Source organism: Mycobacterium sp., assembly GCF_029961025.1.
Taxonomy (GTDB): Bacteria; Actinomycetota; Actinomycetes; order Mycobacteriales; family Mycobacteriaceae; genus Mycobacterium.
On sequence record NZ_JASBVP010000009.1, the window covers coordinates 77597 to 100174 of the forward strand.

Below are 22578 nucleotides of genomic sequence, written 5' to 3' on the forward strand. Positions count from 1 at the left end.
CTCGACGGCAACCTCCCGTCCTCAGTCATCCGCTGCCCCCTTCTCGGTGGGTCCGTCGCGGTGCCAGCTAGCGGGCACCATCGGGGTCGTCGGACCCTCCCCGAACGCGTCGCCGACGAGGGTGAGCAGCCCGGCCGCCTCCCCGGCGGCCTCCTGGCGCGCGGTGCCGGCGAACCCCAGGTTGCCGGCGCCGCGATCGGAGACCGCCGCGATGACCGGCTCTCCATCCAGTGGTTCGCCCCAGTCCGGGTCGACCCCGATGTTCATATCCATGAACTCGTCGCCGTACCCGCGGCGCTTGGCGCGCCGGCGCCGGCGCGCCCGGGCCTGCTCCCGGGCGGCGGCCGCGGCCGCCGTCGCGGCCGTCTCGGGTGTCGGCGTCTTTCGTTTGGCGGCGGCGCTGGCGCTGGCGCTCATCCCCGAATCGACGCCGATCCCGGGCGGCGCTATCGCGTAGGGCGGCATAAAACCCGCGCTGGCGACCGGCGGCGTGGGCGGCGGCGCCGGCGGGGAACTCACGACGGTGCTCGGCGCGGGCGCTGGGGCAGGGGCCGGCGCCGTGGCGGGAGCCGCGACGGGTGCTGCCAGCACTGGGGCGATGACGGGGGCCGGTAACGTCAGGGGTGCAGCCGCGACGGGCGCCGGCGTCGGCGCGACCACGGGCGCAACAGGTTGAACGGCAGCCAGCCCGGCCAGCCCGGCGAAGCCGGCCCCAGAGGCCGGGTTGGCGAGGGTCAGGCCCAGCGCGGCCACCGTCAATTCCGGGGCGTAATAGGTGATGGCTTCGATCACATGGGTAAACTCATCTGCGATAAGTGCCGGGATGTCGCTCAGCAACTGCGATATCGCCCCGGAAGGATTTGACGGGAACTCCGAGAAATCCCGCCTCAAGGTGAGGAGGATTTCGAGAACTCGGTTTATCCACCAGCTCAACTGGCCTGGGTTCCCGTTGTCGTTATCGATAATGTCTTGGGTGTCGGAGCTGCTGCTACTGTTGCCGGTGGACTTTTGGATTTGCGGCGCCGGGTCGGTGTGTGGCGCCGCGGCCACCGCGGCGGTGGAGACGGCGTGATAGGTGCTCATGGTGGTGGCCGCCTGAACCCACATCCGCGCATAGTCGGCCTCGTTCAGCGCGATCGGGATGGTGTTGATGCCGAAAAAGTTCGTCGCCACCAGCACCGCGTGGGTCGCGTGATTGGCGGCCAGCTCCGCTAGGGTGGGCATCGCGGCCAGGGCGCCGGTGTAGGCGGCGGCAGCGGTCTCATGGCCGGCGGCCACCGCCGCGCTGTTCGCGCTGGCCTGCGTCAGCCACGCCAGATACGGCACGTGGGCGGCAATATACGACTCCGCGCTGGGGCCCTGCCAGGCGCCCGCCTGCACCGCCGACAAGATCGCGCCGAGCTCCTCGGCCACGGAGGCGTATTCCGTGCTCAGCGACGTCCACGCCCCCGCCGCGGCCAGCAACGAACCGGGTCCCGGGCCGCTGGACAGCAACGCCGAATGCACCTCCGGCGGAAAGGCCATCCACACCGGCGCGGTCATCGGGGCCCAACCGAACACCACGCCAAAGCGGCCGCGTGCGCCACCGTTCGCCGGCTGAGCCGCACCGCCGCAGCGGCCGGGCCGTGGGGACTGACGCGCAGTGTCATCGCGGGTCCTTCGGATCGGTGGTGGGTACGGGCGGCGCCGCGGACCCGTCCGTGACCGGCGAATCGGCTGCTACAACCGGGCCGGGCGGGCCACAAGCGCATTGCAAGCGCATTGAATACGACACCGTGTTCTGAGGACAAGACGGTGTCGGGGTATGGGGTATGCGGCGGGGCCGGGCGATCAGCCGCCCAGCAGGGTGGGCAGCCCCAGCGCCGAGTCGAGCGCCACCGCACAAAACACCACCGCGAGGTAGTTGTTGGACTGCAAGAACAGTCGCAGCGGTTTGACCGGCTCACCGCGGTGAACCCCGGCGTGCAGCTGGTGGGCCATCGTCACGAACCACGCCCCGGCCGCCACGGCGAGCACCGCGTACAACCAGCCGGTCGCCAGGCACAGCACCAGGGTCGCGAGCACCGTTAGCCAGGTGTAGACCATGATCTGCCTGGTGACCTGGCGCTCGGTGGCCACTGCGGGGAGCATCGGGACCCCGGCGGCTTGGTAATCGTCCTTGTAGCGCATGGCCAGGGCCCAGGTGTGCGGCGGCGTCCAGAAGAAGATGATCGCGAACATCACCAGCGCCGGCCAGCTAATGGTGCCGGTCGCCGCCGACCAGCCGATCATCACCGGCATACAACCGGCCGCCCCGCCCCACACGACGTTCTGCGGGGTGCGGCGCTTGAGCACCAGGGTGTAGACGAACACGTAGAACGCAATGGTGGCGACGGCCAACAGCCCCGACAGCAGATTCGTCAGCCGCCACAGCCAGAAGAACGAGCCGACACTCAACGCCACCCCGAACACCAGCGCGTTTCGGGTCGGCACCGCTGCGCGCGCCAGCGGTCGGCGCGCGGTGCGCTTCATCACCTTGTCGATGTCCGCGTCGGCCACGCAATTGAGCGTGTTGGCGCCCGCAGCGGCCAGCATCCCGCCGACCAGGGTGTTTAACACCAGCAGCGGCCTGACCGTACCACGCTCGGCGAGCAGCATCGCCGGGATCGCGGTGACCACCAACAGCTCGATGACCCGCGGCTTGGTCAGCGCGACGTACGCCAGTAACGCCCGCCGCAGCGCCCGGCTCGTCTCGGCGAACGAGCGGTGCCCGGGCCCCCACCCCAGCCCGGAGCGGGGTGGCTGCCCGGCGCATCCGATTTCCAGACTCGGCGCAACGCGCCCGCGAACGCTCACGCAATTACTCCTCGGGTCGCAGTAGCGCGCGGCGACTACTACAGGCGATGGTAGACGCACCGGCTGCGGTGATCGTTCGCGAGGGTCGGATCCCTCCGCTCGCCCGACGGCTTTGCTGCCGTCGTGGGCGCGAATCCCCGGCATGCGTGGCTGGCTAAACTGCCGCACTAGGGTGGGCATGTACCAGCTTGTCGACGTGAGGACTGAGGTTGTGACCACACTCGAAGACATCTCCGCGCTGACCCGCCCGCATCATCCCGACGACTGGACCGATGTCGACTCGGCCGCGGTCGACACCATCCGCGTGCTGGCGGCCGACGCGGTCCAAAAAGTCGGCAACGGGCATCCGGGGACGGCAATGAGCCTCGCCCCGCTGGCGTACACCCTGTTTCAGCGGGTGATGCGCCACGACCCGGGCGATACCACGTGGCTGGGCCGCGACCGGTTCGTGCTGTCGGCGGGGCACAGCAGCCTGACCCTCTACATCCAGCTCTACCTCGGCGGATTCGGTCTGGAGCTGTCCGACATCGAGTCGTACCGCACCTGGGGATCCAAGACCCCCGGACACCCGGAGTTCGGCCGCACCCCCGGGGTGGAGATCACCACCGGGCCGCTCGGGCAGGGCCTGGCGTCGGCGGTCGGGATGGCGATGGCGGCCCGCTACGAACGCGGCCTGTTCGACCCCGACGCCGCCCCCGGCACCAGCCCGTTCGACCACTACATCTACGTGATCGCCTCCGACGGCGATATCGAGGAGGGCGTGACCTCGGAGGCCTCATCGCTGGCCGCGGTCCAGCAACTCGGCAACCTCATCGTGTTCTACGACAACAACAAGATCTCCATTGAGGACGACACCACGATCGCGCTCTGTGAGGACACCGCCGCCCGCTACCGGGCCTACGGCTGGCATGTGCAACAGGTGACGGGCGGCGAGAACGTGGTCGGCATCGAGGAGGCGATCGCCAACGCGAAAGCCGTCACCGACCGGCCGTCGTTCATCGAACTGCGCACGATCATCGGCTATCCCGCGCCGAATCTGATGAACACCGGCAAGGCGCACGGCGCGGCCCTCGGAGAGGCGGAGGTCGCCGCCACCAAAAAGATCCTCGGATTCGATCCGGACAAGACCTTCCAGGTCAGTGACGATGTTCTCGCCCACACCCGCACGCTGATCGACCGCGGTAAGCAGGCACACCAACGCTGGCAGGCCGACTTCGACGCGTGGGCCCAGCGCGAACCCGAACGCAAGAAGCTGCTGGACCGGCTGATGGCGAAGGGGCTGCCCGACGGCTGGGACGCGGAATTGCCGCACTGGCAACCGGATTCCGAACCGGTCGCCACCCGGAAAGCGTCCGGAGCCGTGCTTGCCGCGGTGGGGCCGAAGTTACCCGAATTGTGGGGCGGTTCGGCCGACCTTGCCGAGAGCAACCTCACCACCATCAAGGGCGCGGACTCGTTCGGGCCGCCATCGATCTCGACCAAGGAATTCACCGCGAACTGGTATGGTCGCGTGCTGCACTTCGGTGTCCGGGAGCACGCAATGGGGGCGATCCTCTCCGGCATCGTGCTGCACGGCCCGACTCGTGCCTACGGCGGCACCTTCTTGACGTTCTCCGATTACATGCGCCCGTCGGTGCGGCTGGCATCGCTGATGGGCATCGACACCATCTACGTGTGGACACATGATTCCATCGGTTTGGGCGAGGACGGTCCAACCCACCAGCCGATCGAACACCTGGCGGCCCTGCGCGCGATCCCCCGGTTGTCGGTGGTGCGACCGGCCGACGCCAACGAGACCGCCTACGCGTGGCGCGCCATCCTGGCACGCGGTAACGGCGGCGGTCCGGTCGGGCTGATCCTGACCCGGCAGGCGGTCCCCGTGCTGGACGGCACCAGCGCCGAAGGCGTCGCGCGCGGCGGCTACATCCTGGGCGATGACGGCGGCACCGAACCCGACGTCATCCTGATCGCGACCGGCTCGGAAGTGCAGATCGCCGTTGCGGCACAGAAACTCCTGCGAGACAAGGATATTATCGCCCGGGTGGTGTCGATGCCGTGCGTGGAGTGGTTCGAGTCTCAGCCGTATGACTACCAGGACAGCGTGCTGCCCCCGGCGGTATCGGCACGCGTCGCCGTGGAGGCGGGTGTGGCGCAGTGCTGGCATAAGTGGGTCGGCGACACCGGGCAGATCGTGTCCATCGAACACTACGGAGAGTCCGCGGATCACCAGACGTTGTTCCGGGAATTCGGCTTCACCCCGGAAGCCGTCGCAGCGGCTGCCGAACGGGCGCTGGACAACTGAGCTGCTCGCGCCATAAGCATCCTCAACACGAAGGGCACCACGATGAGTCAAAATCCCAACCTGGCCGCCTTGAGCGCGGCGGGCGTATCGGTCTGGCTGGACGATTTATCTCGGGAGCGAATCACGTCCGGCAGCCTGCAAGAGATGATCGACACCAAAAGCGTTGTCGGTGTCACCAGTAATCCCACGATCTTTCAAAAAGCGCTGGCGGAAAGCAATATTTACGACGCCCAGATCGCCGAGCTGGCCGAGCGCGGTGCCGACGTGGATGCCGCCGTTCGCACCGTCACGACCGACGACGTGCGCATGGCCTGCGATGTGCTCAAGCCGCAATGGGAGGCCTCCGACGGCGTCGATGGGCGGGTGTCGATCGAGGTCGATCCCCGGCTGGCCCACGACACCGACAAGACCATCCAGCAGGCTGTCGAGCTGTGGAAGATCGTCAACCGGCCCAACCTGCTCATCAAAATCCCGGCGACCGAGCCCGGCCTTCCGGCGATCACCGCGGTACTGGCGGAAGCGGTTTCGGTCAACGTGACGCTGATCTTCTCCGTCGAGCGCTATCGCGCCGTGATGGACGCCTATCTGAGCGGACTGGAAAAAGCCAGGGATGCCGGACACGATCTAGCTAAAATTCACTCCGTGGCATCGTTTTTCGTTTCCCGGGTAGACACCGAGATCGATAAACGGCTGGAAAAGATCGGCACTGAGCGGGCGTTGGCCCTGCGGGGCCGGGCCGGGGTGGCCAACGCGCGGCTGGCGTACGCGGCATACCAGGACGTTTTCATTGGCGGGCGCCGCTTTGAAAAACTCAAGGCTGACGGCGCTCGGGTGCAGCGGCCGCTGTGGGCGTCGACCGGTGTCAAGAACCCAAACTATCCCGACACGCTCTATGTCACCGAGCTGGTCGCCCCTAACACGGTGAACACCATGCCGGAGAAGACCCTCGACGCCGTGGCCGATCACGGTGTTATTACCGGCGACACCGTCAGCGGCCGTGCCGCCGAAGCACGGCAGGTGTTCGACGAGCTGCAAGCGGTTGGGGTCGAGCTGCCCGACGTGTTCGCCGTGCTGGAAAACCAGGGAGTGGAGAAGTTCGTCGCATCCTGGGAAGAGCTGCTCAGGGAAACCGGCGCCCAACTTAACTCTGCCACCAAATGAGTTCCGCCGGCATCCGGACGCAATCTGCGGGTACCGCTGGTCAATGGCGTAACCCGCTGCGGGACAAGCGAGATAAGCGACTGCCTCGGATCGCCGGACCGTGTAGTGTAGTGATTTTCGGTGTCACCGGGGACCTGGCGCGAAAGAAGGTGATGCCGGCCATTTACGATCTGGCCAATCGCGGCTTGCTACCACCGAGGTTCGCGCTGGTGGGTTTCGCCCGCCGGGAGTGGGACCATGAGGATTTCGGTGCCGAGGTGTATCAGGCTGTCAAGGAACATGCGCGGACCCCATTTCGTGAAGTGGTATGGGATCGGCTGGCCGAGGGAATCCGGTTCGTGCAAGGCACCTTCGACGACGACAGCGCGTTCTCCCGGCTTGCCGAGACACTGGAGAAGCTCGATGCCGAGCGCGGCACCCGCGGTAACCACGCCTTTTATCTCGCGATTCCGCCCAAAGCCTTTCCGGTCGTATGCCAGCAGCTGCACCGCTCCGGACTGGCGCGGGCGCAAAACGGCAGGTGGAGCCGGGTGGTCATCGAGAAACCTTTCGGCCACAACCTGCAGAGCGCACGGGAACTCAACAAGGTGGTCAACTCCGTCTTTCCGGAGGAGTCGGTCTTTCGCATCGACCACTACCTGGGCAAGGAGACGGTGCAGAACATCCTGGCCCTGCGGTTCGCCAATCAGCTTTTCGACCCGATCTGGAACGCCCACTACGTCGACCATGTGCAGATCACCATGGCCGAAGACATCGGGCTTGAAGGACGGGCCGGCTACTATGACGGCATCGGCGCCGCCCGCGACGTCATCCAGAACCATTTGATGCAGCTGCTGGCGCTGACCGCAATGGAGGCGCCGGTGAGCTTTCAGCCCGCGCAGCTGCAAGCCGAAAAGATAAAAGTGCTGTCCGCGACTTCGCTCGCACAACCGCTGGAGGAGACCACGAGCCGCGGCCAGTACACGGCCGGCTGGCAGGGAAGCCAGAAAGTGGTCGGGCTGCTCGATGAGGAAGGGTTCTCGAAGGACTCCACCACCGAGACGTTCGCCGCCATCACCCTGGAAGTGAACACCCGTCGCTGGGCCGGGGTGCCGTTTTATCTGCGCACCGGAAAACGGCTGGGCCGCAGGGTGACCGAGATAGCACTGGTCTTCAAACGCGCTCCGCATCTGCCGTTCGATGCGACCATGACCGACGAACTCGGCGCCAACGCCCTGGTGATCCGGATACAGCCCGATGAAGGAGTCACGCTGCGGTTCGGGTCCAAGGTGCCGGGCACCGCAATGGAGGTTCGCGACGTCACGATGGACTTTTCCTACGGCTCGGCGTTCGCCGAAGACTCGCCGGAGGCCTACGAACGGCTTATCCTCGACGTGCTACTCGGTGAGCCGTCCCTGTTCCCGGTCAACCAGGAAGTCGAACTGGCTTGGCAGATAATCGATCCGATTCTCGACCGGTGGGCGGAGCACGGCAAACCCGATCCGTATGAGGCGGGCACCTGGGGCCCGGCATCGTCTTTTGAGATGCTGCGCCGCTCCGGACGGGAGTGGCGGCGGCCGTGATCCGCGCCGCGACGATGCAGAGCGAAGCGATGAGGAGGAGCGGCGCTTGTGATCATCGACATGCCGGACACCAGCACCACCGCGGTCAACAAGAGGCTGGACGAGTTACGCGTGAGAGCCGGCGCGGTGACGCTCGGCCGGGTGATGACCCTGATCATCGCGCCGGATACCGACACGCTGGTCGAGGAATCCGTCGAGGCGGCGAACTTCGCCAGCCACGAACACCCCAGCCGCGTGATCGTCGTATTGACCACCGACCCGCAGGCCGCCGACCCACGGCTGGACGCCCAGCTACGGGTCGGTCGTGACACCGGCGCCGGCGAGGTGGTGGTGCTGCGGTTGTCCGGGCCGCTCGCGGCTCACGCCGACAGCGTCGTCATGCCATTCCTGCTGCCCGACATCCCGGTGGTGGCGTGGTGGCCGGGGAGCGCTCCGGCGGTCCCGGCCCAAGACGCCCTGGGCAGGTTGGCGATCCGGCGCATCACCGACGCGACCGATAGCGCCGACCCGCTGGCGACGATCAAGAGCCGATTGCCCGGATACACACCCGGGGACACCGATCTGGCCTGGAGCCGCATCACCTACTGGCGGGCGCTGCTCACCTCGACGCTCGACCGGCCGCCGTACGAGCGGATCACCTCGGCACTGGTGTCCGGTTTGCCGACCGAGCCCGCACTGGATCTGTTGGCCGGCTGGCTGGCCAGCCGGCTCGACGCGCCGGTGCGCCGCGCGGCCGGTGAGCTGAAGGTCGAGTTGGCGCGCGAAACCGAGACCATCACACTCAGCCGGCCCCAAGACGGGGTGATCGCCACGATCAGCCGGACCGCCCGGCCGGACGCCCTGGTCCCCTTGGGGCGCAGGGAAACCCGGGAGTGCCTTGCCGAAGACCTGCGGCGGCTCAACCCTGACGACATCTATTTCGAGGCCCTCAACGGCATCAACGCGGTGCAGTACCTGTGAACACCGTCGTCGAGACCTATGCGGATAACGGCACCCTGGTCGCGGTCGCGGGTAATCGATTGGTCGACGCCGTCGAGGGTGCGGTGTCGGCCCGGGGGAAAGCGCTGATTGTGCTCACCGGCGGGGGTAACGGCATCGCGGTGCTGCGCTACCTCGACGCGCACCCGCATCGGGTCGACTGGTCGAGGGTGCACCTTTTCTGGGGTGACGAGCGCTTTGTTCCCCGAGACGACGACCAGCGCAACGAGAAACAGGCCCGGGAGGCTTTGCTGGATCGCATCGATATCCCGGCGGGAAATGTGCACGCGATGGCGGCTAGCGACGGCGAGTTCGGCACTGACCTGGCCGCCGCCGCAGCGGCCTACGAGCGGGTTCTGGCGGCCCACGCCCAACCGGGCGATCCCGCGCCGGACTTCGACGTTCACCTGCTGGGCGTCGGACCCGAGGGCCACGTCAACTCGCTGTTCCCACACAGTGCCGCAGTGCGCGAAACCACCAGGATGGTGCTGGGGGTTGTCGACTCCCCCAAACCACCACCACAGCGAATCACGTTGACACTTCCCGCGATCCGGCGTTCCCGCGAGGTGTGGCTGTTGGTGTCCGGACCGGAGAAAGCGGCGGCGGTGGCCGCGGCCCTCGGCGGCGCCGACCCGGTGTCGATCCCGGCAGCCGGAGCGGTAGGCCGCGAGAAAACCGTCTGGCTGCTCGACACCGCGGCGGCGGCCGGGCTGTCCGGCTAGCCGCTCGATCGGGCCGGGGCGGACAATACGCTCATGGCGGATAAACCTGCCCGCACCGGCGCCGAGCGGCAGCGCTTCAAAACACTCGCGCAGGCCGCGCTGAACGCCGACCTGACGGTGCAGCAACTGGAGGCCGTGCTGGCCGACATGAACACGTCGCTTTCGGCCCTTAACCGGACCCGGGACACCTTCGAGGACAGCCTTAAGCACCTCAACATCGCCCTGGGCAAACTCGATGAGCTCGGGCCCAGGCTGGACGGCGTCGTCGACCGGGTGGCGGCCGTCGTCACCCGGGTCGAGCACATCGTCGATCTCACCGAGGCGCTGATGTCGCCGATCCTGGTGACCGAGCACGCGGTGCGCGGCGTGCTCAAAGCGGTGCGGAATCGGGCCGCGCGCTAAGCCGTCGGCCCGCGTTGGGCGCGACGGGTCAGCGGTACTTGATCAACAGGGCCATCCCGATGATGGCGACCAACCAGATGCCGGTGATGAAATAGGTCAACCGGTCGAGGTTTTTCTCCACCACCGTCGAGCCGGACAGGGCCGACTGCACGCCGCCGCCGAACAGTGTCGACAAGCCGCCGCCCTTGGCGCGGTGCAGCAGCACCAGCAGCACCACCAGCACGCTGGTGATGACCAGGATGATCTGCAGCGCCAACTCCATGACGGTCACCTTACCGAATAGGGGCTCACCCGCCCGCCAGCGGGGAGGCACCGGTTGCGGCGGCCATCGGGTCCGGTTTCCCGCCCGCCGATTTCGCGGGCGGCTACGGTATCGGTCCGCCGGCCGCGACGGCGCAGATGGTCGCGAACTGCCCCCCGTCCAGCGACGCCCCGCCCACCAGCGCACCATCGATGTCGGCCTGAGCGACGATATCGCCGATGTTCTGCGCGTTCACCGATCCGCCGTAGAGCACCCGGACGGTCTCGGCGAGCTGCGGTGATGCCAGTGCCCGGAGTTCTTCGCGGATCGCCGCGCACACCTCTTGGGCGTCGGCCGCGCCGGCCACCCGACCGGTTCCGATCGCCCAAACCGGCTCATAGGCGATGACCACGGCGCCGATTTGCGGAGCCGACAACCCGGCCAGCGACCCGCGGAGCTGCTCAACGTTGTGGGTGACGTGGTCACCGGCTTCCCGCACCTGCAGGTCTTCGCCGACACAGACGATCGGGGTCAGCCCGTGCCTGAGTGCTGCGGCGGCCTTGGCGGCCACCAGTGCGTCGTCCTCCCGATGGTAGCTGCGCCGCTCGGAATGGCCGACAATGACGTAGCTGCAACCGAGCTTGGCCAGAAAGGCCCCGCTGATGTCACCGGTGTAGGCGCCCGAGTCGTGTGGGGAGAGGTCCTGCGCCCCGTAGCCCAACCGCAGTTTGTCGCCGTCGACCAGGGTTTGCACGCTGCGCAGGCCGGTGAACGGCGGCAGCACCGCGACGTCAACTTTGTCGTAGTACTTGTCCGGCAGCGAGAACGCGATCTTTTGCACCAGCGCGATCGCCTCGAAGTGGTTGAGGTTCATCTTCCAGTTGCCGGCGATCAGCGGTTTGCGGATCACGAGTCTCCTTGGTGTCCGGCGGGACCGCTCAGCACTTCCAGGCCGGGCAGCGGCTTGCCCTCAAGGTATTCCAGCGACGCGCCGCCCCCGGTGGAGATGTGTGAGAAGCCATTCTCGGGCAGGCCGAGCGCGCGCACCGCGGCCGCCGAGTCGCCGCCGCCGATCACGCTGAAGGCGCCCTTAGCGGTCGCGGCGGCGATCGCCTGGGCGACGCCTTTGGTGCCGGCGGCGAACGCCGGGAACTCGAATACCCCCATCGGGCCGTTCCAGAAGATCGTCTTCGCGTTGGATAACAGCCTGGCGAACCGCGCCACCGAGCCCGCCCCGATGTCGAGGCCCATCTTATCTTCCGGAATACGATCCACGGCAACGGTTTCCGATGGTGAATCGGCAGCGAAACTCGCGGCCACCACGATGTCCACCGGCAGCCGCAGCACGTCGGCGTAGCTGTCGAGCAGTCGGCGGCAGGTATCGACCATCCCGTGTTCCAGAAGCGATTTGCCAACCGGAAAACCCTGCGCGGCAAGAAACGTGAAACACATGCCGCCGCCGATGAGGATGCTGTCGGCTCGGGTCGCCAGCCGTTCGATCACCCCAAGCTTGTCGGATACCTTCGACCCGCCCAGCACCACGGCGTAAGGCCGTTGGGTTGAACGAGTCAACTGCTGCAACACGTTGACTTCGGTGGCCACCAGCGTGCCGGCATAATGCGGTAGCAGCGTGGCGACGTCGTAGACCGAAGCCTGCTTGCGGTGCAGCACGCCGAACCCGTCGGACACGAAAGCGCCTTTCTCCCCGACTAATTCGGCTAGTTGTCGAGCAAAAGCAAGCCGCTTCGCGTCGTCCTTGCTGGTCTCGCGCGGATCAAAGCGAACGTTCTCCAGCAACAGCACGCCGCCCGCGGAAAGGCGCTCGGCGCGAGCCCGCGCGTCGGGCCCCACGACGTCACCGGCCAACTGCACCGGCTGCCCCAAGTGCTCGCTCAGGGCCACGGCCACCGGAGCCAACGACAACCTCGGGTCGGGGCCGTCTTTGGGACGTCCCAGGTGCGCGACGACCACCACCTTGGCGCCGGCGTTGACCAGCGTTCTCAGCGTAGGAACCGACGCGGCGATGCGACCCGGATCGGTGATGGCGCCGGCGTCGTCGAGCGGGACGTTCAAGTCGGAGCGCACCAGCACCCCGCGGCCTGAAACCCCTTCGGCCAGAAGGTCTTCGAGTAATTTGACGGTCACGGCTAGAGCGACTTGCCGACCAGGTCCACCATGTCGACCACACGGTTGGAGTAGCCCCACTCGTTGTCGTACCAAGCCACCACCTTGGCCTGGGTGTCGATCACCTTGGTCAAACCGGCGTCGAAGATCGAGCTGTGCGGGTCGGTGACGATGTCGGTCGACACGATCGGCGCGTCATAGTACTTGAGGATGCCTTTGAGCCGGCCCTCGGCGGCGGCCTTGTAGGCGGCGTTGATCTGCTCGACGCTGGCCGGTTTGGACAACTCGGCGGTCAGGTCGGTGACCGAACCGGTGACAACCGGTACCCGCAGCGCGTACCCGTCGAGCTTGCCGTTGAGTTCGGGCAGCACCAACCCGATCGCCCGGGCGGCGCCGGTGGAGGTCGGCACGATGTTGACCGCGGCCGCGCGGGCGCGCCGCAGGTCGCGATGCGGCCCGTCCTGCAGGTTTTGGTCCTGGGTGTAGGCGTGGACCGTGGTCATCAAGCCCCGCACGATGCCGAACTCGTCGTGAAGCACCTTGGCCAGCGGCGCCAGGCAGTTGGTGGTGCACGATGCGAGAGAGATGATGTTTTGGCTGCCGTCGTACTTGTCGTCGTTGACACCGGGCACGATGGTGATGTCCGCCTTGGTGGCCGGGGCCGAGATGATCACCTTCTTCGCGCCGGCGCGCAGGTGGCCCTGGGCCGCGGCGGCGTCGGTGAACCGGCCGGTGGACTCGACGACGATATCGACCCCCAGATCGCGCCACGGCATCGCCGCCGGGCCTTCCCGGATCTCCAGCGCCTTGATCCTGGCGTCGCCGACGACGATGGTGTCCTCGCCCTCGAGGCTGACGTTCTGGGGCAGCCGGCCCAGGATGGAGTCGAATTTCAGCAGATGCGCCAGGGTGGCGTTGTCGGTGATGTCGTTGACGGCGACCACCTCGATGTCAGTCCCGGAGCCCTGGGCCTGCTGCGCCAAGAGGGCCCGATAGAGGTTGCGGCCGATGCGGCCGAACCCGTTGATGCCTACCCGGACCGTCACGTGTCTCTCCTTGCTGCCTGCGTTATGAACCGCTCGTCGCCAGCCTAGATGCTCCCGACGCTCGTTCCCGGCCGGCGTCCAGCCCGCCATGGATGGTACCGGCAGGCGTCCGGCCGCAAGCCGCTCCACCGCCCTGCTCCTGCCCGGATCACCTACGCAGGCGTCGTAGCGCCGATCGCGCGGCGTGGTAGCCGCACAGCCCGTGCACACCCGCGCCCGGCGGGGTGGATTGCGAGCAGAGGTAGACGCCGGGCACGCCGGTGAAGTACGGGTCGATGGCCACCCGGGGGCGAAACAGCAGCTGCAGCCGGTCATTGGCGCCGCCGATGATGTCCCCGCCGACGAAGTTGGGGTTCTCGGCCTGCAGCTCGGCGGGGGACTTGCTGACGGTGGCGATGACCTGGTCCCGAAAGCCCGGCGCGAACCGTTCGATCTGGTCGATGACGGCGGCCGTGGCGTCGCCCCGGTAGCCGAACGGCACATGCGCGTAGGCCCAGACCGGGTTGATGTTGCCCGCGGAACGCGACGGGTCGGCCAGGTACTGCTGTCCGACGAGCACGAACGGTCGCTGTGGCATCCGGCCCTCCGCCCGCTGGCGTTCGGTGTGCGCGATCTCGGCGAAACCGCCCCCGAGGTGGACGGTGCCCGCACGACCGCACTCGGGATTGGTCCAGGGGACGTCGCCGTCGACGGCAAAGTCGACCTTGAACGCCGACGAGCCTTCGCGATAGCGCCGATAGGACCGTCGAATCCGGGCCGGCATGAGGTCGCCATAGATCCGGTACGCCGCGGCCGGGCTGACGTCGAGCATCACGATGTCGGCATCGGGGATGTCTTTGCGATCGGTGACGGTGACGCCGGTGGTGACGGCCCCGCCGTGGTGGTGCAGTGCGGCGGCCAGGGCGGCGGTGATCGACCCCGATCCGCCTTCGGCGACCGGCCAGCCGTACCGGTGCCCGCCGGCCAGCAACATCAACGCCAACGACGCGGTCAGCGGCCGGTCCAGGCGGGTGAAGATGTGGGCGGCCGCGCCCCCGAACAGGGCGCGCCCCTGCTCGGTGCCGAACCAGCGGGCCATCACCGCGGCCGGAAGCACCGCCCGCGACCCGAAGGCCGCCAGCCGGATTGGGTGCCGCGGAATGGTGATCACCGGTCGCAAAAGGTCGTGGGCCAAGTCGTCGAAACCGGCCACCAGGTCGGCCAGGGCCGCTCGCCACCGGGGGCCGTCGGACCCCAGGCCGGCGGCGGTGCGGTCCAGCGATCGCCACAGCACACCCGCGCTGCCGTCGTCCAGCGGGTGCGCACAGTCGATCTCCGGCCATTTCCAGGTCAACCCGAAGCGTTTCAGGTTGAACTGCTGCCATACCGGCGAGCCCGCTCCCAGCGGGTGAACCGCCGAGCAGTGGTCGTGGATGACGCCCGGAACCGTCAGCTCTCCCGACCGCGCTCCCCCGCCGATGGTGTCGGCAGACTCCAGCACCTGCACCTCGACGCCGTTGCGGGCCAGATAGATCGCGGCCGCCAGACCGTTAGGCCCGGAGCCGACGACAACCGCGGTCGTCATCGCTGCGCGGCGTCTCTGTGGCGGGCGATGAGCTGGACCGGGAACTCATCAGTGGGCTCGGGCCAGGGCTGCCGGGTCAGCATGTCGGCGATCTTGACATAGCCTTCCTCGATCAGCCCGGTCTTGGCGTCGTAGATCCCGTACCACTGCCGCCCGGTGTGGATGGGCTGACCCTCCAGGACGATGACCCGCACGTCACCGTCCTCGAACCGGCAACGGCGCTGCACCGCCTCGAGCAGCTGTCCGTTGTGCAGGTGGCCTTCGCCGAAGTTCCAGCCGACCAGGGCGCCGGCGATGAGCTCGCCCTCGCGGATGGCATAGTCGGATTCGCCTGCCTGGTCTCCCAACGCGCGGGGCAGCAGGCCGTTGAGCGCCCTGCCGTGAAGGTGCATCGACCGGAAGGCCGCCCCGTTGTCGGTGATGATTTCCGCGGTGACCGGGTCGTAGAGCTTACCCAGCTGCCTGGTGGTCAGTGCCGAGCTTTTGATGATGTCGGCTTCGATCTGGTCTTCGGCGCCCGTGCGGAAACACCACGCACTGGTAGCCCAGTTCCCGGCGTAGTAGCGCATCGCGGGCAAAAACGAGATCTGTCTGGGCAACAGATTTCCCGCGATCGGCACCACGGCCAGCCCGATCAGCAGGATGGCCAACAGCGGCGGTGACTGCAGACTGTAGACCCGGATATCGCTGTGACGCCCGAACAGGTAGAGGAGCGAGAAAATGAAGAACACGTTCCACTCCAACGGAACTCCCATCGGGAGGTTGGAAATGATGTTGAGGTGAAAGATCACCATGAACGCGATGAGGAACCACCGCCACGGGTGGCCGTCGGCGAAGAAGACCAGCGCACCGGGCACCAGGAACTCCGCGGTGGTGCCGCCAACATGGGCCATCAGCTTCGGCAACCAGGTGGGGCGCAGATCGTTGACCGGATCACGGTAGAGCCGATGCTTGAACCAGCGGAATATCTTGGGCCGCAGCAGCGCGTTGTTGCTCGTCATCACTGCGACCACGTACGGGAAGTGGTGGTTGAGCTTGGAGGTCGCCGCTCCCCACCACAGGCCGAGCATGATGATTTTAAACGCTGCGATCTGATCGGTGTAGCTGAAGAAGAACACGAACAGCGTCAGCCAGTAGTGTTCGGCGCGGGCGGCCAGGAAAATGGTCTTGTCGCGCAGCCCCAGCAGCGCCAGGATGACGATGATCGGCGCCACCACAACGGGATTGATCATGCCGATGGTGTCGGGCGGGCTGCCGCGCCCGGGGTGCCCGGGTGCGAGCAGGGCCGCCGCCCCGGAGAGCAACACTAGGGCATACAGCCCGACATCGACGACGGTGCGCGTGTCACCCGCCGTCAACGGGATCTTGTTCGGCCAGGGTGGTAGCCGAATCGTGTTGGGTCGCAACCAGTATAGGAATCCGCCGATCGGCGGCCAGAACCGTGCGGTCAGCGGGCCGGACCCGCAGCCGAGGCCGGTCACCTCGAACAGCAGGCTGAAGATGACAACCTTCTGGTAGACGATCGGCTGCGCCCACCATCCGCTGACGTGGCCGAGCCCGCCCAGGCCGGGGGTAACCGAGATGACCGCTGCGGCACCGGCGATATAGCCCGCGATTTTGACCAGGTAGAGCAGATAGATCGCATACGGGGTACCGAAGCCGTGCTCCACCCAGTGCCGGGTCACGACTTGTAGTCGGGTGGCCCGCGGCAGCGTGGACCAGCTGTCGCGGTCGACGTCGGGAAGTTCCGGTGTGATGAACCCCATGACCGCCTCGTTCGAAGTGAAAAGGATTTTAGCGTGAAATCACTTGGTGGATACGCTGAGTCAACATCGTGCCGGAATTCTTCGGTTCCTTTGGTTCCTCGTCGAGGGCGCACGCAGCCGATGCCGGGATGGCACCCTGCGTGCGTGGTAGCCGGCCCGTCCCAGGTGCGGCGATCGGCTGTACGGGTGGTGGTTTCGGGGTAACCTGCACCACATATGGTAGGTGCGGTTGCCGGACGAGAGAATGGAGCCAAAATGCCGGTGTCGCGATCGGTGGGCGGGGTGCGCCGGATCCCTGCGGTGGCCGGCGCGGTGGTGGCCGTTACGCTGCTCGGCGCCGGTGTGGCAAGTGCCGCCGGGCCGGTCCAGTTGAAGAGCCGATTGGCAGGCAATTGGTGCTTTGACGCTCCGAACGGGAACAACACCGCGACCATGGTCAACCCGTGCACCGGCGCGAAGTCGCAACTCTGGGACTTCACCCCTGGCGGTCAGATCGAGAGCGTGGCCTTCCCCGGGCAATGCGTCAACATCGCCGGCGCCGCGGATGACACCCCGGTGGTGCTCTCGGCCTGCCGGGCCAATGCCGACAACCAGCGCTGGAATCACCGGCCCGACGGCCAGGTCACCAGCGCCCTCGGCCCCTGCCTCAACATCTATGGCGGGGTGGCCAACCCCGGGACACCGGTAATCGCCTACCATTGCATCCCCGGTGTGGAAGACGAGCAGTGGGATAGCGTTTCCTGATCGGCTGAAGACGCGGCTCGGCTAAGCATCTTCGAGCAGATCCGGGGTCACCGCCGATTCGGTGTCGGGAATGCCCTCCACCTTCGCCTTGCGGTCTGCCATCGACAGAAGGCGCCGAATACGGCCCGCCACAGCATCTTTCGTCATCGGCGGATCAGCCAGTCGGCCCAGTTCTTCCAGCGAAGCCTGCCGGTGCTCGATGCGCAGCTTGCCGGCGGCGGCCAGGTGATCGGGAACCGCGTCACCGAGGATCTCCAGGGCGCGCTCCACCCGAGCGGCCGCAGCCACCGCCGCCCGTGCCGAGCGGCGCAGATTCGCATCGTCGAAGTTAGCCAGCCGGTTGGCCGTCGCGCGCACCTCCCGGCGCCTGCGGCGCTCCTCCCAGACCAGCCGTGTTTGCTGGGCACCCATCCGGGTCAGCAGCGCACCGATCGCCTCGCCGTCACGCACCACCACCCTATCGGCGCCGCGCACTTCGCGGGCCTTCGCGCTGATCCCCAACCGGCGCGCCGCCCCCACCAGCGCCAGTGCGGCCTCCGGCCCCGGACAGCTGACCTCCAGCGCCGATGAGCGCCCCGGCTCTGTCAGTGATCCGTGCGCCAAAAACGCCCCCCGCCAAGCGGCTTCCGCATCAGCGATGCTGCCGCCGACAACATGTGCGGGCAGGCCGCGTACCGGACGCCCCCGTGCATCCAGCAGTCCGGTTTGGCGGGCCAGCGACTCACCCTCGTTGGCGACCCGCAACACATAGCGGGCCTGCTTGCGCAACCCGCCACCCGACAGCACATGCACGGCCGCCGTGTAGCCGAACAACTCGAAGATTTCCTGCCGCAACCGGCGGGCGGTGCTGCCCAAATCCACCTCGGCCTCAACGACGACGCGGCCGCCCACGATTTGCAGCCCACCGGCGAACCGCAGCAAAGAACTCACCTCGGCACGCCGCGCGCTGACCGAAGTCACCACCAGCCGGCTTAACTCGTCTTTGACTTCGGACGTCATCGCCACGCGCCGTCACCCCTTGGTCCGCTAGCTCCCAGTCCCGGCTCGCCAGCCTGTTGACGTTCACTGTCGACACGCAGCGGGGCGGTCACCGCCGGTCCGGCGCCGGAGGCCCGCACCTCATCCAGCGCCGCCGCCAGCTTGGCCGGGTCATGTAAAGATGTACCAGGTCTGGAGACGTCGGCGAAGTGCACCTTGGCTTCGAACAGCGTTGCGGTACGGCGCAGTTGCTCCCGCTCACGCTCACTGGGCACGCGCTCGGCGTCGATGATGATGTCGTGCACGGTAAAGCCCGGCGCATGCTGTGCAAGCACATGCAGGTGACGCTCCACCGAGAAGCCGGCCGTCTCCCCGGGTTCTGCCACCAGGTTGAGCACCAGCGCCCGTCGGGCGCTGGTGGCCTGCAGCGCGGCCGCCAGTCCCGGCACCAACACGTGCGGGATCACGCTGGTGAACCACGAGCCGGGGCCCAACACCACCAGGTCGGCGGCCATGATCGCGTCCACGGCCTGCGGAGTGGCCGGCGGGTCGGCGGGTAACAACCGCACCCGGCGCACTTTGCCCGGTGTGGTCGCGATCGCCACCTGACCGCGGATCAGCCGGAAAATCCGCGGGTCGGCCTCCAGGCCGGCGACATCGGCCTCGATCTGCAGGGCAACCGGGCACATCGGCAGCACCCTGCCGGTAACGCCGAGGATGCGGCCGAGTTCGTCGAGGGCGGCGACCGGGTCGGCCAGCACCTCATTGAGGCCGGCCAGCAGCAGGTTGCCGATGGGGTGTCCGGCCAGGGCCCCGCTACCGCCGAACCGATGCTGCAGGATGGTTGCCCACAGCCGCCCGTGTGGGCTGTCAGACGCCAACGCTGCCAAGGCCATCCGCAAATCGCCCGGCGGCACCACCAGCTCGAGTTCGTTGCGCAGGCGCCCCGAGGAACCGCCGTCGTCGGCGACGGTTACCACCGCGGTGACGTGCGGGGTCAGGCGGCGAGCCGCCGACAGTGTCGCATACAGGCCGTGCCCACCGCCCAGGGCGACAATGCCGGGGCTGTGTGCCACGCTCATTCGCGGCCCAGATCCCGGTGCAGCACCCGCACCCGCAGGGCCGGGTTGGCTTGCAACATCCGAGACAACTCCTCGGCGATCACGACGCTGCGATGCTTGCCGCCGGTGCAGCCGATGGCAATGGTCATGTAGCGCTTCCCCTCCCTGCGATAGCCGTCGACAACCAGGGACAGCAACCGATGGTAGGTGCCCAGGAACTCTGCCGCGCCGTTCTGGCGAAGCACGTAGTCGCGCACCGCCGGGTGTTGACCCGTGTGCGGCCGCAACTCGTCCACCCAGTGCGGATTAGGCAAGAACCGGACGTCCATCACCATGTCCGCGTCCATCGGTAGACCGTACTTGAAGCCAAACGATTCCACCGTCACGGCGGTGTGCGCGACCACCTCGCCGCCGAATGCGCGTTCGACGCATTCCCGCAGCTCGCGCACCGACAGCGCCGAGGTGTCGATGATCAGGTCGGCCGTCGCGCGCACCGGCGCCAGCATCTCGCGTTCCGCGGCGATGCCTTCGGCCAGGGTCTGCCCGCCCTGCAGTGGATGGCTGCGACGACTCTGCTCGAAGCGACGCACCAACGCATCGTCGGCGGCCTCGAGGAACAGGACCCGGGGGGTGATATTGCGGGTGGCCAAGTCGTTGCGCACCCAGTCCAGGTCGCCGGTGAATCCGCGGGAGCGCACGTCCATCACCACCGCCAGCTGGGTGATGCGCGATCCCGCCGCCAGCCCGAAGTCCACCATGCGGGTGATCAGTTGCGGGGGCAGGTTGTCAGCGACATACCAGCCGAGGTCTTCAAGCACCTTGGCGGCAGTTCCGCGCCCGGCTCCGGACAATCCCGTCACCAGGACCACGTCGATGCCGGATCCGGTTGCGCCGGAGCCAGTGTCGGACTGGCCGACCAGGTCCTTGCCGGTATTTTGACCCGTCATCCGGAAGCCCGTTCGGCGAGCCGGTTATCCGCCGCCGGGGCCCCGCCGCCGGGGGCGGCCCGCAGCGCTTCCAGCACCGCCGTGGCGGTCGCGATACCGATACCCGGCACCGTGATGATCTCCTCGACGGTGGCCTCCTTCAGGCGCGCCAGCGATCCGAAATGCCGGACCAGCGCCTTACGGCGGTGCTCACCCAGCCCGGGTACCGAGTCCAGCACCGACGCGGTCATCCGCTTGGAACGTTTGCTGCGGTGATAGCTGATGGCGAATCGGTGCGCTTCGTCGCGGACCCGTTGTAACAGATAGAGCCCCTCACTGTTGCGCGGCATAATGATCGGGTCGGGTTCGAAGGGCACCCACACCTCTTCAAGGCGCTTAGCCAGGCCGATCACCGCCACATCGGCGATGCCGAGCTCGTCGAGCACCGCCGCGGCGGCGTTGACTTGCGGAGCGCCGCCGTCGACGACGTACAGATTCGGCGGATAGCCGAATCTGCGTGGTTTCCCCTCGGGGGGAAGCATCTTCGAATCATGGATGTGGCGTATGAAACGCCGTCGAGTCACCTCCGCGATGGAGGCAACGTCATCGGACCGGCCCTGCCCGGCGGCCTCCCGGATCGCGAAGTGGCGGTAATCCGACTTGCGGGGCAGGCCGTCTTCGAACACCACCAGCGAGCCCACCACGTCGGTGCCCTGCACATGGCTGATGTCGACGCACTCGATACGCAGCGGCGCCGCGGCAAGCCCCAATGCCTCCTGAATATTCTGCAGCGCAGCCGATCTAGCGTTAAAGTCCCCAGCACGTTTCAATTTGTGTTGCTGGAGCGCCTCTTTCGCGTTTCGTTCAACTGTTTCGGCCAGGGCCCGCTTATCCCCGCGCCGCGGCACCCGCAGCACCACGCGTGAGCCGCGCAGTGTCGATAGCCAACCGGCCAACTGCTCGGCGTCGGGCGGCAGGCAGGGCACCAGCACCTCACGGGGGACCGGGTTCGCGGCTCCGTCGGCGGCTTCTTCCAACTCGGCCTGTTCACCGTAGAACTGGGTCAGGAACTGCTCGACCAACCGGGCTTCGCCGGAATCACCGGGATCACTGGGCTTTTCGACGATCCAGCCGCGCTGTCCCCGAACCCGGCCGCCGCGGACGTGAAACACCTGCACCGCTGCTTCCAGCTCGTCCTCGGCGAACGCCATGACGTCGGCATCGGTCCCGTCGCCAAGGACCACGGCCTGCTTCTCCAGCGCCCGCTTCAGCGCGGACAGGTCATCCCGCAGCCGGGCGGCGCGTTCGAAGTCGAGTTGCGCAGCGGCGGCGTTCATCTGCTGCTCCAAACTGCGGGCAAACCGGTCGGTTTTGCCGGACAGGAACTCGCAGAAGTCTTCCACGATCCGACGATGCCGCTCGGCGCTGACCCGCCCGATGCAGGGAGCCGAGCATTTGTCGATATAGCCGAGCAGGCACGGGCGGTCGATCTGCTTGTGCCGCTTGAATACCCCGGGTGAACAGGTTCGGGCCGGGAATACCCGGGTGAGCAGGTCCAGGGTTTCCCGGATCGCCCAGGCATGCGAGTACGGCCCGAAATAGCGCACTCCTTTGCGCCGTGGCCCGCGGTACACCATCAACCGGGGGTACTCCTCGCCCAGCGTGACCGCCAGCACCGGGTAGGACTTGTCGTCGCGGTAACGGACGTTAAACCGTGGATCGAACTCCTTGATCCAGTTGTATTCCAGTTGCAGCGCCTCGACTTCGGTCTTGACCACCGTCCACTCGACCTTGGCGGCGGTGGTCACCATCTGGCGGGTGCGCGGGTTCAGGCCGGCGACGTCGGCGAAGTAGGACGTCAGCCGGCTGCGCAGGTTCTTGGCCTTGCCGACGTAGATAACTCGCCCGTGCTGGTCCCGGAAGCGGTAGACGCCCGGCTCGATCGGGATCGATCCGGGAGCGGGCCGATAGGTGGCGGGATCTGGCACTCTTTCCAGGCTAGTCCGGCGACGATGCGGGCCGGAACGGCCCGAGGAGGAGCCGGACCATCACCCCAAGCCGGCGACGATGCGGGCCGGAACGGCCCGAGGAGGAGCCGGACCATCACCCCAAGCCGGCGAGTGTGCGGGCCGGAACGGCCCGAGGAGGAGCCGGACCATCACCCCA

General features: G+C 67.3%; 19 protein-coding genes. 7 read left to right on the plus strand and 12 right to left on the minus strand.

The genetic code is table 11. From position 1 onward, the window contains the following. Positions 1–21: 21 nt before the first annotated feature. Positions 22–1542 carry a PPE family protein gene (locus tag QJR12_RS12565; protein WP_300582662.1) on the minus strand — a complete coding sequence of 507 codons (1521 nt, stop codon included), beginning with the start codon at positions 1540–1542 and terminating at the stop codon, positions 22–24. Positions 1543–1830: 288 nt separating this feature from the next. After that, on the minus strand, positions 1831–2766 hold the full coding sequence (locus QJR12_RS12570) for a heme o synthase (protein ID WP_300582717.1): 936 nt from the start codon (positions 2764–2766) through the stop codon (positions 1831–1833). 280 nt (positions 2767–3046) lie between these two features. Here QJR12_RS12570 and tkt point away from each other — a divergent pair, with 280 nt between their 5' ends. Genes tkt through QJR12_RS12600 form a run of 6 tightly spaced genes read left to right on the plus strand, consistent with a single transcriptional unit; the run spans position 3047 to position 9962 of the window. Next, a complete protein-coding gene (gene tkt, locus QJR12_RS12575; protein ID WP_300582663.1) occupies positions 3047–5137 on the plus strand; it encodes a transketolase in 2091 nt (696 codons plus the stop codon). A 42-nt stretch (positions 5138–5179) separates the two neighbouring features. Beyond that, complete coding sequence (gene tal / locus QJR12_RS12580) at positions 5180–6298, plus strand: transaldolase (protein WP_300582664.1); 1119 nt, start codon at positions 5180–5182, stop codon at positions 6296–6298. Further along, positions 6295–7860 carry a glucose-6-phosphate dehydrogenase gene (gene zwf, locus QJR12_RS12585; RefSeq protein WP_300582666.1) on the plus strand — a complete coding sequence of 522 codons (1566 nt, stop codon included), beginning with the start codon at positions 6295–6297 and terminating at the stop codon, positions 7858–7860. Before tal ends, zwf begins: the two co-directional genes overlap by 4 nt. Before the next feature lie 48 nt (positions 7861–7908). Next, the gene (gene opcA, locus QJR12_RS12590; protein ID WP_300582668.1) at positions 7909–8820 is read left to right on the plus strand and encodes a glucose-6-phosphate dehydrogenase assembly protein OpcA; all 912 of its coding nucleotides are present in this window, start codon (positions 7909–7911) and stop codon (positions 8818–8820) included. Continuing rightward, positions 8817–9560, plus strand: a complete 744-nt coding sequence (pgl, locus tag QJR12_RS12595; RefSeq protein ID WP_300582670.1) for a 6-phosphogluconolactonase — start codon at positions 8817–8819, stop codon at positions 9558–9560. The genes opcA and pgl overlap by 4 nt, the downstream gene beginning before the upstream one ends. Before the next feature lie 33 nt (positions 9561–9593). After that, positions 9594–9962, plus strand: a complete 369-nt coding sequence (locus QJR12_RS12600) for an ATPase (RefSeq protein ID WP_300582672.1) — start codon at positions 9594–9596, stop codon at positions 9960–9962. A 28-nt stretch (positions 9963–9990) separates the two neighbouring features. Here the strand turns inward: QJR12_RS12600 and secG are convergent, their stop codons facing one another. The 6 genes from secG to QJR12_RS12630 form a co-directional block, all read right to left on the minus strand. Continuing rightward, positions 9991–10224, minus strand: a complete 234-nt coding sequence (gene secG, locus QJR12_RS12605; protein WP_300582674.1) for a preprotein translocase subunit SecG — start codon at positions 10222–10224, stop codon at positions 9991–9993. A gap of 103 nt (positions 10225–10327) precedes the next feature. Further along, on the minus strand, positions 10328–11113 hold the full coding sequence (gene tpiA, locus QJR12_RS12610) for a triose-phosphate isomerase (protein ID WP_300582675.1): 786 nt from the start codon (positions 11111–11113) through the stop codon (positions 10328–10330). Next, positions 11110–12348 (minus strand): phosphoglycerate kinase, encoded by a 1239-nt coding sequence (locus QJR12_RS12615; RefSeq protein WP_300582677.1) that lies wholly within the window; start codon positions 12346–12348, stop codon positions 11110–11112. Before QJR12_RS12615 ends, tpiA begins: the two co-directional genes overlap by 4 nt. A 2-nt stretch (positions 12349–12350) precedes the next feature. Then, complete coding sequence (gene gap, locus QJR12_RS12620; RefSeq protein ID WP_300582679.1) at positions 12351–13373, minus strand: type I glyceraldehyde-3-phosphate dehydrogenase; 1023 nt, start codon at positions 13371–13373, stop codon at positions 12351–12353. A 148-nt stretch (positions 13374–13521) separates the two neighbouring features. After that, positions 13522–14937 (minus strand): NAD(P)/FAD-dependent oxidoreductase, encoded by a 1416-nt coding sequence (locus QJR12_RS12625; RefSeq protein ID WP_300582681.1) that lies wholly within the window; start codon positions 14935–14937, stop codon positions 13522–13524. Then, positions 14934–16703, minus strand: coding sequence for a DUF3556 domain-containing protein (locus QJR12_RS12630; protein WP_300582682.1), 1770 nt, complete (start codon positions 16701–16703; stop codon positions 14934–14936). The genes QJR12_RS12625 and QJR12_RS12630 overlap by 4 nt, the downstream gene beginning before the upstream one ends. 255 nt (positions 16704–16958) lie before the next feature. Between QJR12_RS12630 and QJR12_RS12635 the strand changes: the two genes are divergently transcribed. Further along, positions 16959–17447, plus strand: coding sequence for an RICIN domain-containing protein (locus tag QJR12_RS12635; RefSeq protein ID WP_300582684.1), 489 nt, complete (start codon positions 16959–16961; stop codon positions 17445–17447). A gap of 21 nt (positions 17448–17468) precedes the next feature. Here the strand turns inward: QJR12_RS12635 and whiA are convergent, their stop codons facing one another. Genes whiA through uvrC form a run of 4 tightly spaced genes read right to left on the minus strand, consistent with a single transcriptional unit; the run spans position 17469 to position 22400 of the window. Next, a complete protein-coding gene (gene whiA / locus QJR12_RS12640; protein ID WP_300582720.1) occupies positions 17469–18446 on the minus strand; it encodes a DNA-binding protein WhiA in 978 nt (325 codons plus the stop codon). After that, positions 18443–19507 (minus strand): uridine diphosphate-N-acetylglucosamine-binding protein YvcK, encoded by a 1065-nt coding sequence (yvcK, locus tag QJR12_RS12645; protein WP_300582686.1) that lies wholly within the window; start codon positions 19505–19507, stop codon positions 18443–18445. The genes whiA and yvcK overlap by 4 nt, the downstream gene beginning before the upstream one ends. Beyond that, on the minus strand, positions 19504–20433 hold the full coding sequence (gene rapZ / locus QJR12_RS12650) for an RNase adapter RapZ (RefSeq protein ID WP_300582688.1): 930 nt from the start codon (positions 20431–20433) through the stop codon (positions 19504–19506). The genes yvcK and rapZ overlap by 4 nt, the downstream gene beginning before the upstream one ends. Next, positions 20430–22400, minus strand: coding sequence for an excinuclease ABC subunit UvrC (gene uvrC / locus QJR12_RS12655; RefSeq protein WP_300582691.1), 1971 nt, complete (start codon positions 22398–22400; stop codon positions 20430–20432). The genes rapZ and uvrC overlap by 4 nt, the downstream gene beginning before the upstream one ends. Positions 22401–22578 lie beyond the last annotated feature (178 nt).

Bases quoted from the DNA above. Each gene is read 5' to 3' on its own strand.
- QJR12_RS12565 (WP_300582662.1), bottom strand. From the start codon at position 1,542: ATGACCGCGCCGGTGTGGATGGCCTTTCCGCCGGAGGTGCATTCGGCG.
- tal (WP_300582664.1), top strand. From the start codon at position 5,180: ATGAGTCAAAATCCCAACCTGGCCGCCTTGAGCGCGGCGGGCGTATCG.
- zwf (WP_300582666.1), top strand. From the start codon at position 6,295: ATGAGTTCCGCCGGCATCCGGACGCAATCTGCGGGTACCGCTGGTCAA.
- QJR12_RS12600 (WP_300582672.1), top strand. From the start codon at position 9,594: ATGGCGGATAAACCTGCCCGCACCGGCGCCGAGCGGCAGCGCTTCAAA.
- secG (WP_300582674.1), bottom strand. From the start codon at position 10,224: ATGGAGTTGGCGCTGCAGATCATCCTGGTCATCACCAGCGTGCTGGTG.
- QJR12_RS12625 (WP_300582681.1), bottom strand. From the start codon at position 14,937: ATGACGACCGCGGTTGTCGTCGGCTCCGGGCCTAACGGTCTGGCGGCC.
- QJR12_RS12630 (WP_300582682.1), bottom strand. From the start codon at position 16,703: ATGGGGTTCATCACACCGGAACTTCCCGACGTCGACCGCGACAGCTGG.
- QJR12_RS12635 (WP_300582684.1), top strand. From the start codon at position 16,959: ATGCCGGTGTCGCGATCGGTGGGCGGGGTGCGCCGGATCCCTGCGGTG.
- whiA (WP_300582720.1), bottom strand. From the start codon at position 18,446: ATGACGTCCGAAGTCAAAGACGAGTTAAGCCGGCTGGTGGTGACTTCG.
- yvcK (WP_300582686.1), bottom strand. From the start codon at position 19,507: ATGAGCGTGGCACACAGCCCCGGCATTGTCGCCCTGGGCGGTGGGCAC.
- rapZ (WP_300582688.1), bottom strand. From the start codon at position 20,433: ATGACGGGTCAAAATACCGGCAAGGACCTGGTCGGCCAGTCCGACACT.